The sequence below is a fragment of the Blautia faecis genome (assembly GCF_020554845.1).
Lineage (GTDB): Bacteria > Bacillota > Clostridia > Lachnospirales > Lachnospiraceae > Blautia_A > Blautia_A faecis.
In genome coordinates this window covers 45695-62853 of sequence record NZ_JAJCIA010000014.1, presented here as the reverse complement: position 1 = coordinate 62853, position 17159 = coordinate 45695, and the positions used below count along the sequence as shown (strand labels likewise).

The window sequence follows — 17159 nt, the reverse complement described above, 5'->3', positions numbered from 1 at the left end:
CATTTTATTTCGGTAATCTTATCACAAATGTACTTCCGCCACCCGGAGTATCCAGAATACGGATACTCCCTTTATGTAACGTCACAATTTCCCTGGCAATGCAAAGTCCAAGTCCAAAATGCTGTTTCTCCTTTCTGGCCGGATCAGCCCTGTAAAATCTTCGGAATACAGCCTCCTTATTCTCATCCGAAATTCCCGGACCATTATCCTGTACATAAAGCTGAAAATATTTTTCATTTTCTTTTACTCCCATTTCCATCCTGCCACCGACCGACACATAGCTTGCCCCGTTATCCAAAAGGATTTCCAGTACCTGACTGATTCTGGCACTGTCACACTTACAGATAGAAAGAGGCTCCTCTGGCAGAACTACTTTCAGGGAAATCTTTTTCCCATGCAGAATAGGCTGGTATTTCTCATATGTATCCAGAAGCAAGGTATCAAGCTCACAATCTGTCTTCATAATACTCCAGGATTTATTGTCCGCATTTGCAAGAGAAAGCATATCCCCGATAAGCCGGGACATCCTGTCTCCCTCACTTTTTATGGTTTTCAAAAATCTGCCGGCATTTTCCCAGTCAGATTCCATTGCCTGTACACTTGACAATATCACAGCCAGCGGAGATCTCAGTTCATGGGATGCCGAAGCAATAAACTGGGTTTGTTTCCTTTGATTCTCTTCCAGAGGGCGAAGCATTTTTCCTGTAAAAAACCAGGAAAATGTAACCAAAGCCAGAACTGCAAGCAGCACCATACCTCCAAACCAGACTCTTTGATGAAAGATCTGTGTTTTCAACCCATCAAGAGGATATACCAACACCAGGCTTAACACGCCGCTTCCCTTAGGAATCAAGGCTGTACAGGCATAAAAATCTGAAGTTTCAAAATAAACCGTTTTGGAAAGAGAGAGGCTTCCCATATAGTCCACATCAAGCCCCTGCTCTTCCCGGGAAATTCTGGCAGCCTCTGTCAGCATATTTTCTACAGAGCTCAGATCCTCTTCCTTTTTATCCTGATTTTGGCTTTCTGTATCCAGCTTATCAAAATACAGCTTTTTTCCGTTATTCCGAATGCGAAATTCCACTTTGTATTCCTGCTTTGCTTCCAGTATCCACTTGTGAGAAAGCACAGTCTGATTTTCCAGATAAGCCACACAGGAATTTCCATTATTTAAAAATCTCTCGTAAGTATTATGGGTAAGCCCCCTCTCGGAGATCACAAGACAGGAAACTGCCATCAAGATCAGTATTCCGCTTGTGATCAGTGATGCAAATATGGTCATTTGCCTGTGAAGCTTTTTAAACATCTCTTACTCCTTCTATTCTGCCAGATACAGGTTCACCTGCTGCATGACTGCATTTACCGCCTCATCAAGGCTGATTTCCCCATTCAGGTAACGCACTCCGTTTTCACAGACAGCACTGGTAATGATTGTATTATCCAAAACCGGAGTTGTAAGCATTTTTCCAAGCTGTTTTAATTCATTCACCTTATCAGCGGACGGAACTTTTATACTGTATACTAATTCCTGACCGTTCTCGCTGTTACTGCTGCCGCCAGTAACTAACACGTTTCCAGCCTCTCCCTGATTCCAGTAGTCCTCTCCATTGTAAACAGCTTCCACTACAGGGAAACCATCTTCTCTGGAAAGCATCTGTCCTTCCTCAGAAAATAAATATTCCACGAATTTCTCAGCAGCAGCTTTCTGGGAAGCTCTGGAACTGATTCCGATTCGGCTGACCGGAATGAAACAATTTGCCATCTGCCCATTCCAAAGTGCATAGGACAAGGAAGTATCTATCTCTTCCATAGAATTTACAAATGCAAAATCCAAAGGCGAAAAAATATCACCCAACGCAAATATACAGTTATGGGAAAGCAGCACAGCAGTTTCTCCAGAAATACTGCCTGCTCTTTCATATACTGGCTGTCCACTGTCATCAAAAGCCTGTGGATACGCAGCCTTTAATTCATCCATAGCATCCTTTCCAGCCTGATAAATCCTTTCGGACTGTTCCAGAAATTCCTTGATCTTTTCTTCGTCCAGAGTTCCATCCGCCTTCATCCAGGCTGCGGAATTGTTATCTGCCAGTTTTTCCAGAAGTGCCTGTGGATACATGGAATAAAGTAAGGGCAGCTTATAGATGCTTTCCGAGGTCAGTCCATATTCATCCTTGTGCTTCGTGAGCACATCAGCAAGAGAAGCCAGGTCTGTCACTTCCTGCACATCCTCCTTGTTTCCCTCTATCATGGGAATTCCAAATTTCACTGGCATCTCATAGATACTTCCATCCTCTTTTGTATAAGCACTTTCTATGTTGTCCAGTAATCCTGCCTCTTTCAGAATTCCACTTAAATCCTCCAGCATTCCCTGTTCTGCATAGGTTTCGGAAGAAATTCCGTCCAGAATCAGAATATCCGGTCCTTTTCCTGCCATAATCTCCGTATTCAGTGTTTTTAACGCATCCGTGCGTGTTACACCATCGTTTCCGGACATTCCGGTTTCCAGTGTGAGATAAATATCCGGATATTTCTTCTGAAACATAACAACTGCCTGTCGAATACCGGAATTCTCTTCCAGGGAATATATGGTGAGCTCTGTATCCGGTACAGTTGGAGTATCTGCAGAATACTTATAAGAAACCAGCCTTCCGCAATTTAAACCGGAATTGTAATCAATTTCCCCAATGTAAAACACTCCTTCCGAATCCATTGCCATACAGTTAAATGCCTTATTTGAAGAGCTTATGGAATTCAGGCTTCCATCAATTACCTGCTCAATTACATTGCCGCCAAATGCATAGCGGTATAAACCAGTCTGATCCACATAGAATACGGTGTTTTTCTCATCGCCATCCAAAAACAGCAAAGCAGTACCGGAGGAATTTCCAAATTCCAGATTTGCAGGAGTCTTTTTCAGCTGGGCAGTCAGTGCATCACCTCCATCGGCAGGCTTACCTGAAGCCACATCATAATAATGCACATCTCCATCTGTAATCACGATCAGATACTCAGAAGTCACACACATATAATCTGTGGTTTTTCCCTTCTCATACTCATGAACCACTGCCCCGTCAACAGGATTGATTTCCCTGATTCCATTTCCTGAAATCTGCAAAAACAGATTGCCATTTTCCCCAATCTCTATACTCCAGGCCATGGTTTCATCCAAAGCTTCTCCAATTTCAATCTTCTTTCCTTTACCGTCAGCTGGACAATAATAATAGTCCATACTTCCCACGCTGTTCTCATCTTCAGATTCTATATACACGCCAATCAGAATACTTCCGTCTCTCCCAAGCGCTGCTTTATAAATGGATTCCCCTTCCACCTCGAAAAAATCGGCAACCTCCTTCCCATCCTCCCAGGTCTTGCCCTTGTCAGAGGACTGGTAGAGCATCAATTCGTAATCACTGTTTCTTGCAAGCATTTTCAGGCTTCCCTCTTTCATAACCTGCAAATCCACAATCTCCATACAGCCTTCCGGCACGGCCAGTTCATTCTCCAGATACCGTCCCATTGCTTTGGATTCCACAGAATCTGCCTTGTCCTTCCCTCTGTCAGTACTGCCGCAGCCCATCAGGCTTCCTGTTCCCGCAATGCTCAGACATACTGCTGTAGAAACAGACAGAACTTGTTTCCATTTTTTATATTTTTGCATATTAAAAATCTCCTTCCAGTGGTATGCAATAATCCTACCAAAGGAATCTCTATGTAATCTCTAAACAAGTATATCATGTTTCCCCTTATATTTTGCAAAATTATAACCGACGAAACATAACATTGTCTATAGCCTGTCCTAAAAGCATTTCCACAATCTGCACACTCCACTTTACCCAAATAACAAAAAACATACTTGGACACATGAATTGACTCATAAAAAGAACGGCCGTTAGCACAAATCATCTAATTTATGCTTTCAGCCGTTCGTTTTTATAACAATATTAACATTTATTGCAAAATATTAACCATTACTCACTTCTAAGTGCATCAATCGGATTCAGGTTGGCCGCCTTAACAGAAGGAAGCAGACCAAAGATGATACCGATCAGCATAGAGAATACTACAGAGCCTATAATCGCCGGAACGCTGATGGCTGTAGGTGAGCCTGCCACCTTGGATACTACTTTTGAAAGTCCGATTCCAAGAACAACTCCGATAATACCTCCAACACTGGTAAGTACTGCTGCCTCCGTCAGGAACTGTCCCAGAATCACCTTCTTTCTGGCACCAATTGCCTTCTTCAGACCAATCTCCTTGGTACGCTCGGTTACAGATACCAGCATGATATTCATAACACCAATACCTCCAACCAGAAGAGAAATACTTGCGATCCAGATCAGCTGGGAGTTGGTGCTCTCACTTAAATCCTGAAGATCCTTTACCCGCTGCATAACATCATCTGCTTTATACTTGAAGCCGCTGCTTCCACTGCCAGTGCTGCTGATGGATTTATTCAGAATCTTCGCTACTGCAGAACCAGTCTCACTCATGTTGTCCGTGCTGTCTACTTTGACGATCGCATTCTCAGGCTCATCAAATTTGTAAGAAATCGGCCAGCATTTATTTGGAATCATTACGGTTCCAATTACATTTTCATAATAGCTGTCGAAATCACTCGGTGTATCCATGTTGGGCAGGCTGTCAGCCGACTGGCGTACAACTCCTACAACTGTATAGGGTTCAGAACCGATCTCAATGATTTTTCCCACCGGATTCGCTCCCGGAAACATGGTATCAGCAGCATAGCTGTCCACCAGTGCCACCTTGCGGAAATTATCATAATCAGCCTCTACAAATCCTCTTCCGGAACGAACCTGATAACCGCAGGTATTCAGATAATTGGTATCAATGCCATAGACCTTACCGCCGGAAAAACTGCTGTTCTCATAGTAAACACTGCTGTTGTAGTCTGTTCTGCTGTAGAAAAATGTTGCATTCTCCACATGATCTGTTTTTAATACTTCATCCTTCAGGCTCTGACTTAGGATCGGTGTAGAGCCGGAAGAACCGCCATCATAATAATCCACACTGTAAGCACTGTCACCCTGTGACAAGGTTACATTTACCGTGTTATTTCCAGAACCGATCAGGTTATCCTTAATCTGCTCACTCGTTCCCTTAATCGTGGAAACAATGGCAATAATAGATGCAATACCGATAATAATACCCAGCATTGTAAGGAAAGATCTCATCTTGTGTGACCAGATTCCCTGGAATGCCAGACGTATATTTTCAAACATGAAATCCCTCCTTAACCAAGACCGCCATATGATGTGGAATCATATCCCATAAACGTATCCAGCGATCCTTCCTTTGTCTTCATACCTTCTTTGATGGATTTCGAATAAGGGAATGCAATCTTGTCATCCATGGACAAGCCGCCGCTTACCAATACATAAGCACCACCGTTTACATTCTCTTTTACCTTAACGATCTGTTTCTTCAGCACGCCATTGTCATCCTTATACACATAGCTTACGCCGTCTTCCGTACGGACAAAAGCCTTGGAAAGAACAATGCCGTCAGTACTCTGCGCCTGCTGTTCCAGCTGGATATCCACCCAGTCTCCAACACTTACCTGCACGGTGTCATCTGTGATCTTGGCAGTAAAATTATAAGAAGAAACATTTGGATTGCTGTCTCCATAGTAATAATAGGAGCTGTCTCCATCAACTGCATAATCGGAAACCTGGATCACCTCAGCCTCAAAATTCATATATCCATTCTCACCATAAGAATTGCAGTTCAAAATTGTGCCTTCCTTCACCTGGTCAAGCATAAGTTCCCCTACAGTTCCCTGTACGTAATAGCCGTCTTTGCTCTTAACAATCATAAAGGAATCAGATTCTGAATTGGTACCTGTAGCTGCATCTCCCACAGTGGTTACAATACCATCCAGCTTACTGGTGATCATCTGTCTGTCAGCTTTCTTCTGAAGCTTACTGATACTGATCTCACTCTCCTGCACATCCAGTTCCAGACTGGCAATCCGGTTCTTCTGGATCTTAATGGCCTCTGAACGGGACAGGGAAGAGCTTCCGCCACCACTGCCTCCATCACCAGGAATATCCGGCTCGTCATCTCCATTATCATACTGCATAGCCCCGTCAAGGGTAAAATCCATTTCCGCAAAACGGTCAACCGGATTGCTGAGCATATTTCCATCGACCAGATAGTATCCGGTACAGGATCCTTTTCTGTTGGTATAATCAGCAATGGTATCCTTCTGATGGAATTCCAGCAGATACCAGTATCCGCCCGGATGAAGAAGAATGGTTCCGTCAGCATTATAGCCAGCCATCTTGTTCAGAAAAGCCCCGGTTACATTTACCTTGCCTTTTGCACTGGAACAAAGATACAGATAAGGATCTTCTTCGGTTCCTGTTCCTTGGTAAGGTTCTGTATCATAATCCAAAGTCAGGTAAAAAGGTTCCTCTCCATCTACAAATCCGTCATTTCCAATGGTAGCATTATTCTGTGAGGAACCAGAATTGCTTCCATCTGAAAATCCTCCCTGATTCGTGTCTGAAATATCACTGCTAAACCCATCACTGGAAGGTTCATCATAAAATCCGGAAGCAGTACCCGGATCGCCGGTGCTATCCTCTGAATCATCTCCGGAATCAGCTTCTGTATCAACAGAAATATCTCCTGTGTCACCGCTTGTCATTTCATCTGCAGAACCAATATCTCCGCTTCCCGTTTCCTGGGTATCTGCAGAAGTAATTTCCCCATTTCCACCTGCCTGATCGTCTGCAAATCCATCTGTCACAGCAGCCAGAAGCATTGGCTGCAAAACAGCTGCCAGATAATGATCAGAAGCAGTTACTGCGGAAGACAGTTCATCATCTCCCATAGAATCTGAGCTGTCATCTTCTGTAGAATCCTTTCCTGAATCAATCAGATTGTCTGCGGAGGAAGAATCGGAATCAAGAATCGGTCCGCCATTTTGCAGGCTGGCAAGTCTTTTCTTTGCAGCAGCAAGATCCTGCTGCTGCTTCTGAAGCTTCAGCTTGGCAATATTCAGTTCCATTTCCACAAGAGTCATATCAAAGGATATCAGCTTGTCTCCCGGCTTTACCTTATCCCCTTTGCTCACATAAACTTCCTGGATGATCATGTCTTTCTCTACGGAAATCCTCTGTGTTGCATTGGCATATACAGTTCCACTCAATGTAGCATCGGAATCATATCTCTCACCTGCCAGATCACTGACGCTTGCCACCAGCACTTCCTTCTGGCTTCCTTTCCGTACATACAGCAGTCCGCCGCCAATACCGGTTCCTACAAGGGCTGTGACTACCACACCTATTATAATTTTCTTCGCTTTTCCCATAGGATCACCTCTTTTCCTGAAGCTCACCGTCACGGATCATAACTACCCGCTTGGCATGTGCTGCAATATCCGGATCATGAGTGATCATAAGAACAGAAACACCTTCATCATTCAGCTTCTGGAAAAGCTCCATAACCTGTCTGCCAGACTTACTGTCCAGTGCACCAGTAGGCTCATCAGCCAAAAGAAGTCTTGGATTATTTACAATGGCACGGGCGATGGCAACTCGCTGCATCTGTCCCCCTGAGAGCTGATTGGGTCTGAAATCCACACGGTCTGCAAGCCCCACCCGGTCAAGTGCTGCAAAAGCGCGCTCGCGTCGCTCCTTCTTCGGCACATGAGCATAGTTCAGCGGCATTTCCACATTGGAAATAGCAGACTGCCTCGGAAGAAGATGAAAACTCTGAAATACAAATCCAATCTTGTTCAGACGGATATCTGACATCTCATTCTCAGAACATTTGCTGATGTCCTGCCCATCCAGGAAAAAAGTTCCCTTGGTTGCCTGATCCAGACAACCGATTATATTCATCAATGTAGATTTACCAGAACCAGAAGGGCCCATGATGGCTACATATTCGCCCTCTTCCATGGAAAAGTTTACGTCCTTCAATACGGGGACAATCATTTTTCCCTGCTGGTAATCTTTATAAATCCCCTTCAGTTCAAGTATCATCCTGCGGCCTCCGTATCATCAGAACCATACTGTCCAGGCTCATCAATGCTCTCATCAGTAAAATCTTCTGAATCATCCTCTGTAAAATCTTCATCTGAGAAATCTTCTGAAAAGTCTGTATAATCACCATCAATGGCTGCATCCATGCTTTCATCAGAAACACCTGTCTCAAAGTCCGCACTGGAATAGTCTCCATCCATAGGCTCCATGGTATCCCCGTCTGAGTACTCACTGCCATCCAGATTACTTTCCATATCAACAGCCTCCAGCTCCTCATCTGTCATCTCAGATACGTCCTTTGTCCGCATTCCCTCTGCCAGGCTGTCTGATGGGAACGCAATACTGTCATCTTCTGTAAGGCCATCTGCGATCTCATATTCTGAAAGATCATCATCATGCTGTCCAAGAACAACGGAGCGCTTCTCCAGCCTTCCCTTGGAATCTACAGCCCACACATATGGGTTTTCTGTATCCGCATCCACAATATAATAATCTCCCAGCCAGATACCCTTCTTCTGCTCTTCCTGTCCCTCATCCATTTCTATGTATACATGCTGTCCTAACATAAGTCCCTCTGATGAATCCAGAGTTACATAGAAAGGATAGGTACTGGAACTTGTAGTATCATCACCGCTGGACATTCCAAAATAGGAATTACTGCTACTGCTGTTCGTAGAATTCTGCTCGTCCACAGCCCCCATAGTTCCATGCCAGATCTGATTCTCATCCACTCTGGAACGCACAATAACTGCAGAGCCTGGAACAACCGTATTACGATTCTGCTCATTTACCTGCCCCTTAATACGGTAAGCACCTGTACTGAGAATGGTGATAAAAGAATTATCAGAAGAATCACTTCCGGAATCAGCTCCCATGCTGTCATCCAGAGTATCTCCATCATCGCTTCCCAGCTTACTGGTATCAATTTTCTGGATGACTCCGTCGATTTCGCTTCGTACTTCTGTATTGGTGGTAGCTGCCTGCAGCTTATCAATCTCTGCCTGCTTGCTCACCTGGTCATATTCGTTCTTCTTCAGATTCATCTTATTCGTCTCAATCTCAATGGTATAAGAAAGCTGGCTGTTCTTATTGGCTTTCTTTTTCTCTTTCTCAAGAGTGGAAATCTGTTCATTAAGGCTGAGCGCTTCATTCTTCAACCGGTCAAGAGCCAGCTGGGCTTCCTTCAGGCTGTCCTGGATACTGCTCAGGTCGTATTCAAAAAGCAGCTGTCCCTTCTTTACCTCATCTCCAACCTTCACCTTTACTTCGGTAACAGTTCGATTGTTCTCAATATTTACCTTTACCGTCTCCTGAGGCTCTACCACGCCTGCGAACCGGTTCAGCACTCCGGAATCTTCTCCAAGAAGAGTGCTGATCTTAGTCACATATGCAACTTCACCAGAAGCCGCTGCAGAATCCCCATAATTTTCTTTATAGTAATACCAGCCACCGGCACCAGCTGCTCCAGCAAGAATGATCAGCCCTCCGATGACAAAACCTTTTTTCTTCATGGTTACCTCCTATACGATAACTCAATGGTTTTTCAATATCTTTTGCAATTATAACAGATATATCTCCACATCTGTCATCTGCATTTACCCTGTTTATAATAACAGATTCAGCCTCAAAAGAAAAGCATTCTAAGCTGATAATGCATTTTTCACAATTTATTCACTCTTTTTTTAGAAATATCGTCTAAATTTTAGGCATTTTTGACTTTTATGAAAAAAAATGGTATAATAAAAAAGTTTTATAAACATTTTACGTAATAATTTGAAAGGAAAGAACTCTGTATGAAGTCAGTCAGATTTCTGCTTCCTCTTCTTTTGCTTCTCTGCACTTTTTCACTATGCGGCTGTACCAGCAAGGAGGAGAAAAAAATCGAGGACGCAGTAAAACAGGAACTGGATCAGCTAAAGGATCTGGATTCCATTACCACACAGAAATACATCTCCTACCAGAAGCTTTTCCCCGGTGAACCCGAAGATATCACTATTTCTTCTGATATTGAAGAAGTCTTTTCTCTCTTTTTCCAGGATTTTGATTATAAAATTCTGGATGTTAACGTAGACAAGGACAAACAATCCGCACAGGCGAATCTCAGGCTGGTCACTCTGGATGCCCATGCGCTTGCTGAAGATTTTTCCAAGGCGCAGCTGAAGCATGAAATTTCCCAGTCCGCTTCCTCTGAAGAAGCCACGGAACAGACCATTTCCCTTGAAGAGCGCTACACGCTTCTGAATGAATTGCTTAAGAGTAATGACTACCAGACTGTGGAGCGTAACTGCACCATCTCCTTAGACGCCTCAAATAAAGACGGCGAAACCAGTTGGGAGATCCGGCGCACCAATACACTGGAAAATGACCTTGTCGGCGGTCTTATGAACGATCTCACAGACCCGGATATTTTATCACCGGAAGACACAATCTTAGTTTATCTGAATACCCTGAAAAATATGTCTGCAGAGGAACTGGGCAATTATTTAAATGCAGATTCCATTATCAGCACAGAAGACCCTGCAAAGATCAGCCTTGCAGAAGCACTGGTAAAACAGGTTCACTCCACCTTTGATTATTCTATTGGGGAAACCACTGTTTCCGGCTATACAGCCACAGTTACAGCCAATATTACCACCTTTGACAGCGATGCTATTCTGGAAAATTATCAGAAGGAGCTGGATTCCTATCTTGCCTCTGTGGATGCTGTTATCGACGGTGCCCAAAAACGATATGAAAAGTCCTACAGTCTGCTTCTTGAATATATTGAAGAAAATACAGCTACTAAAACAGTGGAAACAACTTTCACACTGATCAACGACGGTGCTTCCTGGAAACTGGAAGACGCAGGAACGGTGTTTGGACAGGCATTGTTTGGAACTTTAAGTTCCAGCCCGGTAGAAGACAAGCAGGAAACCAACGGATGATATAGTTAAAATTTACGCCTCTGCAAACTTGTGCAGGGGCGTTTTTATTTGTGCTGACAGCGAACCCAAAGTCCATGCCTGCCAGAGCGTGACAACATTCTTCCATAAGAAAAATCCCACCCATTTTTGCAGGCAGGATTTTTCAGTCAGCTTATTCCAAGTTATAAGCTAAGTTATCTCTTGTTGTATTTCTTTTCTTATTCCTCAGTCTCTGGAGCAGCTTCTTTCTCAACTTCAAGTCCCAGCTCGTCCAACTGTGCTTCGCTTACGCGCTGCGGTGCCTGAGTCATCAGACAGGATGCATCTTTTACCTTCGGGAATGCAATTACGTCACGAATACTGTCAACCTTGGCAATGAGCATAACCAGACGGTCAAGACCATAAGCCAGTCCGGCGTGAGGCGGAACTCCGTATTTGAATGCATCCAGAAGGAATCCGAACTGCTCATGGGCAGCTTCCGGGGTAAATCCAAGCTCTTTAAACATTCTCTCCTGAATATCATCCTGATGGATACGAACACTGCCGCCGCCGATCTCGTTACCATTCAGTACAATATCGTAAGCCTTCGCACGAACAGCGCCCGGATCTGTGTCGAGAAGCGGGATATCCTCATCCATCGGCATTGTAAATGGATGGTGCATAGCTGTGAAACGGTTTTCTTCCTCGCTCCACTCAAGAAGCGGGAACTCCGTTACCCATACGAAGCGGTATTCGTTCTTGTCAAGAAGATCCATCTGTTTTGCAAGCTCCAGACGAAGTGCGCCAAGAACATCATAAACCAGTTTCTTCTTATCCGCTGCAAACAGAAGCAGGTCACCTGCTTTACCGTCCATAGCAGCTACAAGAGCATCCATCTCCTCATCTGTCATAAACTTGGCAAAGGAAGACTTTCTGGTGCCATCTTCTGCGATTGCAATGTATGCAAGACCTTTTGCACCATATCCCTTGGCAAACTCTACTAACTTGTCAATTTTCTTACGAGGCATGCTGCCCTGGCCTTCTGCGTTGATACCACGAACGCTTCCACCAGCTTCAAGAGCACCTGTGAATACGGAGAATCCACAGTTCTTCACAATATCGCTTACATCATGAAGCTCCATGCCAAATCTCATATCCGGTTTATCAGAACCGAAACGATCCATTGCTTCTTGCCATGTGATTCTCTCGATTGGAAGTTTCACATCGATACCAAGAACCTCTTTGAACAGGTAGGAAAGATATCTCTCATTTACATCGATTACATCATCTACATCTACGAAAGAAAGTTCCATATCGATCTGTGTGAACTCCGGCTGACGGTCAGCACGAAGATCCTCATCACGGAAGCATCTTGCAATCTGGATGTATCTGTCATATCCGGAACACATCAGAAGCTGTTTGTACAGCTGCGGTGACTGCGGCAAACCATAGAAGCAGCCAGGATGTACACGGGATGGCACCAGATAATCTCTTGCGCCTTCAGGAGTACTCTTTCCAAGCATAGGAGTCTCAATCTCCAGGAATCCCTCGTTTGTAAAGAAGGATCTTGTCAGCTGCATTACACGGCTCTTCAGGATCAGGTTTCTCTGGAGATCCGGACGTCTTAAGTCAAGGTAACGGTATTTCAGACGTACATCCTCTTTTGTTTTGCTGTTCTCCTCAACCGGGAATGGTGGAACTTCTGCCTCGGAAAGAACACGGAGAGATTTTGCTCTCACTTCGATCTCACCTGTTGCAAGATTCTCATTTACTGCACCACCACGTTTCTCAACGGTTCCGGTAACTGCGATCACAAACTCACTTCTCAGCTTGCCGGCTTTGGCAAAGCCTTCTTCATCAATGGAACCATTTTCAAAGATCAGCTGCATAATACCACTGCGGTCACGTAAATCTACGAAAATGATTCCTCCTTTATCTCTTGCTTTCTGAACCCATCCCATAAGTGTTACTTCGCTGCCTACCATCTGTGTGGTCACTTCTGCACATCGACAGGTTCTGTGCAGTCCCTGCATACTCTCAGCCATTTTAAGGCGCCTCCTTATTCTATGGGGTTTCCCCCAGCTTTCTCTGATTATGAACCATTCAGCTGTATTGCTTTGAATGCTCCATAAAATATCATTGACGGCTGTTTTTCAAAAACAACACGTTAAATCTCTTTATCAGCGTTTAAAGAATTCCACAAATTCCGTATAGCCTTCAGCTGTCATCTGATCTTTCTGGAATTTCTTATTCTTCTTCATAATAGAGATATTGACCTGAACTCCGGTCTTTCTCTCTTCTTCTGCCTGACGGAAAATCTCAATCAGCTTGTCTGACGGCATATTTTTCTCAATAAGATATGCCTTCTTAGTCTTCGCTGTAGGAATCTGATATCCTCTTTCAAGAAGGAGCATAACAATACGCTCAAATCCAATAGAGAATCCGCATGCACTTGTATTGTTTCCTGTAAATTTACCAATCATCTCATCATAACGTCCGCCGCCGCCAACGCTGCCGCCAAACTCATCCATGGAAATTTCGAAGATCGGACCGGTGTAATAAGACATGCCGCGAACCAGTGTAGGATCAAATGCCATCTTAAAGTCAGCAGTCTTCACAGCTTCCACAGTGGAAATGATCGTCTCGAGATCTGCTGCAATCTGTTCGTCAAGAACATCTGCCAGCTTCTCCTTGCAATATCTTACGCCCTGGATATCTGAGCTGATTTCTTTAAACATCGCAAGATAAGTATCAATGCTTTCTTTTGCAAAGCCTTCCTCTTCCAGTTCTTTCGCTACGCCCTCAAGACCAATCTTATCCATCTTGTCAAGAATGATAAATACAGTATCAAAGCTTTCCTTCGGAAATCCGCTATACTCAGCCATAGCCTTCAGAATACGACGGTCATTGATACGGATAGTGAAATTATGGAAGTCAAGCTTGCCAAGAAGTGTAGTAGTCGCAAGTACCAGCTCGATTTCTGCCATATAAGTAGGCTCACCTAAAATGTCAATGTCACACTGCATAAACTGACGGAAACGTCCTCTCTGCGGACGATCAGCTCTCCATACATATCCCATCTGAAGTGCCTTAAATGGTCCAGGCAGTTCATTAGAGTTATTTGAATAATATCTGGAAAGAGGTACTGTCAGATCATAGCGAAGACCTGAATCCACAAGATCAGCTTCTTCTTTTGCCTGATCAAGCTTCAGCTTCTCACCTCTTTTTAAGATTTTGAAAATCAGCTTCTCATTATCACCGCCCTGTTTGCTGCACAGGTTCTCAATGTGCTCCACTCCCGGAGTCTCAATTGAAGTAAATCCAAAGGAACCATATGTCTCACGGATCAGTCCTGTAACGTAGTTACGGACTTCCATCTCCTTTGGTAAAATATCTTTCATGCCGGTAACCGGCTTCTTCTTTAATGCCATGTGTCCTCCTTATTTACCAGCCTGGCTGGCGTGTACTACTCTTTGAAATGCAAGAAATACTTCCAGATCAAAGTTTTTTATTTCATCTATCATCAATTCCATCACAGTATGCTTATCAAAAGCCTTGCGGTAAGACCGATCCTGACTCAATGCACAGAATACATCGCACACACGAAGGATCCGGGCACCGATGGGAATCTCCTTCCCTGCCAGATTGGACGGATAACCGCTTCCATCGTAATTTTCATGATGATAAAGAATACTCTCAAGAACAAAATCCGAATAGCCCTGGTCTTTCAGTTCCTCATAGCCAAGTGTGGAATGCATGCGGACATATTTCAATTCCTCAATTACCATGGGATTACTTTCCTGCCCGTTGATATAGCTTCTCAGTTTCAGCTTTCCTATGTCGTGAAGCATTCCTGCAATTGCAAAATCGTAACACTGCTCATGAGGAAGCCCCAGCTCCTGACTTAACGCGTACGCCAGATTACTCACTGCGATTCCATGCCTTAACTCTGCTGATAAATCAAATTCCAAAACTCTGTCGGATGTTTCTGACTGTTCACTGGAAAGCTTTTCCAAGAATTTTCCCTCCCTCCTACAACCAGGTTCCAATTCCTGTTCGCTTTCTTTCAATCATCTCATCAATACGGGCAAGATAGCTTGTGACATCTTTCACATTCTCCACCCGCTCAATACGTTTGCCATGGTCAAAGACCAGTTTGGAAGAACCGCCTGCTCCAAGAGCAATGATCGGTTGTTTTTCTTCCATAATCAGTATATTGTAAATCCCAGCTTTGTCAACCTTTGCATAGCCTACATTTTCAAAATTTCCCTTCATGTTCTTCTGACGGTACAGATAGTAAGGTCCCATTTCCATGGAATATGCAGTCTGCTGTGTCAGATCCATGATCTCCTGGTTATTTTCAAATGTCATCTCCTGATATTTGTCCTTGAACATATTCAGGCGTGCTGCACGCTTCACAGCCAGAGAATGTACGGTAAGACTATCCGGGGAAAGTTCTTTTACTTTCTCCAATGTGTATTTCACCTTAGAAATATCTTCTCCAGGCAGTCCTACAATGAGATCCATGTTAATATTGTTATAATTCAGTTCTCTGGCAAGATGGAAAGCTTCTATGGTCTGTGCCACAGTATGACGTCTTCCAATGATTTCCAGAGTATCCTGATTCATGGTCTGGGGGTTAACAGAAATTCTGGTCACAGGAAATTCTTTGATCGTCTCAAGCTTCTCCCTTGTAATACTATCTGGTCTGCCAGCTTCAATGGTAAATTCTACAAGTCCATCAAAGCCAAAGGACTCTCCCAGCTGATCAAGAAGCCTTTTCAACTGATACGGCTCTAACGTGGTAGGTGTGCCTCCGCCGATATAAATCGTATCCAGCTTGTAGTTCTTCATCATCCTGGCCGTTTCGCGAATTTCCAGACATAAAGCATCCAGATATTCATCTACTCTTTTTGCCCAGAGCTTCAAAGGGTAGGAGCTGAAGGAACAATACAAACAGATACTTGGACAAAAGGGAATACCTACATATAAGCTGTAACCATGCTCATAATCAATATCCTGAAGAAGTGCCCGCTCCCTGTTTGCTATGGTGATGGCAAGAGCAGTTTTCTTTGCGCTTACCAGATAACGCTCCCGCATTTCCTGTGCGATCTCGGTATTTTTCATACCACTCTCGATCATCCCCATGGCAAGCTTGGCCGGACGGATTCCCGTAAGATTCCCCCATGGAAGGGTTCTGCCGGTAAGCTTCACCAGAACATTGTACAGTGCATATTTCAGACTGTCCTTGTTGGCTTTACGAAGCTCATGGGCATCCATGAGTTTCTCATGAGTTTCCTGACTGGAATCCCCGTCTGCCCCCCGGATCACCTCTGCGCTGGCAACACCTTTTTGATCCTTCGTCTCATATTTTATAACAAAATTGTCATTATCTTTTTTCACAGTAAAGAAGATATCGTATACCGCTTCGTCTTTTTCGTAGAGGCTGTGGATATCTCCTTCCGGATAAAATGCTTTTATTAATTCATATATATCATGCTCGAAATCCCTGTCAAGCAGCAGGATTCCTATTTTACACAAATGGATTGTACCTCTTTTCGTAACCGATAGTTGTAGATGTATCATGCCCCGGATAAACATTTGTTTCATCTGGAAGGGCATTTAACAGCTTATGAAGGCTCTCCCGGATTTCACGGGAACTGCCGCCAGGAAAATCCGTTCTTCCAACAGAACCACAGAATAATGTGTCCCCGCTGAACAGAACCCTTTCGTCTTTCAGATAGTAGCAACAGCTTCCTTTCGTGTGTCCTGGAGTGTGGAGCATCTGAATAGAAAATCCAGCAGCTTCAAATACCTGCAGGTCCTCCAGAAAAACATCAGGACGCACAGAACATGGTTTATGCATCCGGTCAGTCATATTCACAGAAGGCTCCCGAAGCATTTCCTCTTCCTGACGACAGGCATAAACCGGAATCTGATACTCAGCTTTCACAGCCTGTACTGCCATAATGTGGTCAAAATGGCCATGAGTCAGAAGGATTCCTACCGGCTTTGCCCCCATATCTTCCACCTTCTGAAAGATTCTCTTCGGTGAATCTGCCGGATCAACAATCAGTGTTTCACCAGTTTCTTTATTTTTTAAAAAGTAGCAATTGGTATATACAGGGCCAAGAACCATCTGCTGTAATTCAAGTTTTCCCATAGATTATCCTTTCATGGCAGCTGATATGCCATTTATGTTATTATTCCGTTATTGTCCGTGTCCTGACCGGTAACATACCATCCAATGCTCAACGTACTG

12 protein-coding genes are annotated in these 17159 nt (G+C 44.0%); 1 reads left to right on the top strand and 11 read right to left on the bottom strand.

The features are described 5' to 3' along the window. Window positions 1–4 precede the first annotated feature (4 nt). The 6 genes from LIZ66_RS08835 to LIZ66_RS08810 all read right to left on the bottom strand — a co-directional run bounded on the left by LIZ66_RS08835 (window position 5) and on the right by LIZ66_RS08810 (window position 9526). Complete coding sequence (locus LIZ66_RS08835; protein WP_173718310.1) at window positions 5–1306, bottom strand: sensor histidine kinase; 1302 nt, start codon at window positions 1304–1306, stop codon at window positions 5–7. A gap of 12 nt (window positions 1307–1318) precedes the next feature. Then, window positions 1319–3661, bottom strand: coding sequence for an ABC transporter substrate-binding protein (locus tag LIZ66_RS08830; RefSeq protein WP_227200874.1), 2343 nt, complete (start codon window positions 3659–3661; stop codon window positions 1319–1321). Between the two features lie 310 nt (window positions 3662–3971). Then, window positions 3972–5243, bottom strand: a complete 1272-nt coding sequence (locus LIZ66_RS08825) for an ABC transporter permease (protein ID WP_227200873.1) — start codon at window positions 5241–5243, stop codon at window positions 3972–3974. Between the two features lie 11 nt (window positions 5244–5254). After that, window positions 5255–7339, bottom strand: coding sequence for an efflux RND transporter periplasmic adaptor subunit (locus tag LIZ66_RS08820; protein ID WP_226837639.1), 2085 nt, complete (start codon window positions 7337–7339; stop codon window positions 5255–5257). A gap of 4 nt (window positions 7340–7343) precedes the next feature. Continuing rightward, entirely contained in the window at window positions 7344–8015 is a 672-nt protein-coding gene (locus LIZ66_RS08815; RefSeq protein ID WP_148461915.1) for an ABC transporter ATP-binding protein, read from the bottom strand. Then, window positions 8012–9526, bottom strand: a complete 1515-nt coding sequence (locus LIZ66_RS08810; protein WP_173770074.1) for an efflux RND transporter periplasmic adaptor subunit — start codon at window positions 9524–9526, stop codon at window positions 8012–8014. The genes LIZ66_RS08815 and LIZ66_RS08810 overlap by 4 nt, the downstream gene beginning before the upstream one ends. Window positions 9527–9808: 282 nt before the next feature. Between LIZ66_RS08810 and LIZ66_RS08805 the strand changes: the two genes are divergently transcribed. After that, entirely contained in the window at window positions 9809–10939 is a 1131-nt protein-coding gene (locus tag LIZ66_RS08805; protein ID WP_226837641.1) for a hypothetical protein, read from the top strand. A gap of 197 nt (window positions 10940–11136) precedes the next feature. Here the strand turns inward: LIZ66_RS08805 and aspS are convergent, their stop codons facing one another. From aspS to LIZ66_RS08780, 5 genes are all read right to left on the bottom strand, one after another. Beyond that, a complete protein-coding gene (aspS, locus tag LIZ66_RS08800) occupies window positions 11137–12942 on the bottom strand; it encodes an aspartate--tRNA ligase (protein WP_148461918.1) in 1806 nt (601 codons plus the stop codon). A 135-nt stretch (window positions 12943–13077) separates the two neighbouring features. Then, a complete protein-coding gene (hisS, locus tag LIZ66_RS08795) occupies window positions 13078–14328 on the bottom strand; it encodes a histidine--tRNA ligase (RefSeq protein ID WP_118579399.1) in 1251 nt (416 codons plus the stop codon). 9 nt (window positions 14329–14337) lie between these two features. Further along, window positions 14338–14913, bottom strand: a complete 576-nt coding sequence (locus tag LIZ66_RS08790; RefSeq protein ID WP_227200872.1) for an HD-GYP domain-containing protein — start codon at window positions 14911–14913, stop codon at window positions 14338–14340. A 16-nt stretch (window positions 14914–14929) separates the two neighbouring features. Then, complete coding sequence (gene hemZ / locus LIZ66_RS08785; protein WP_227200871.1) at window positions 14930–16483, bottom strand: coproporphyrinogen dehydrogenase HemZ; 1554 nt, start codon at window positions 16481–16483, stop codon at window positions 14930–14932. Beyond that, entirely contained in the window at window positions 16431–17060 is a 630-nt protein-coding gene (locus LIZ66_RS08780) for an MBL fold metallo-hydrolase (protein WP_173735053.1), read from the bottom strand. The genes hemZ and LIZ66_RS08780 overlap by 53 nt, the downstream gene beginning before the upstream one ends. Window positions 17061–17159: the final 99 nt, after the last annotated feature.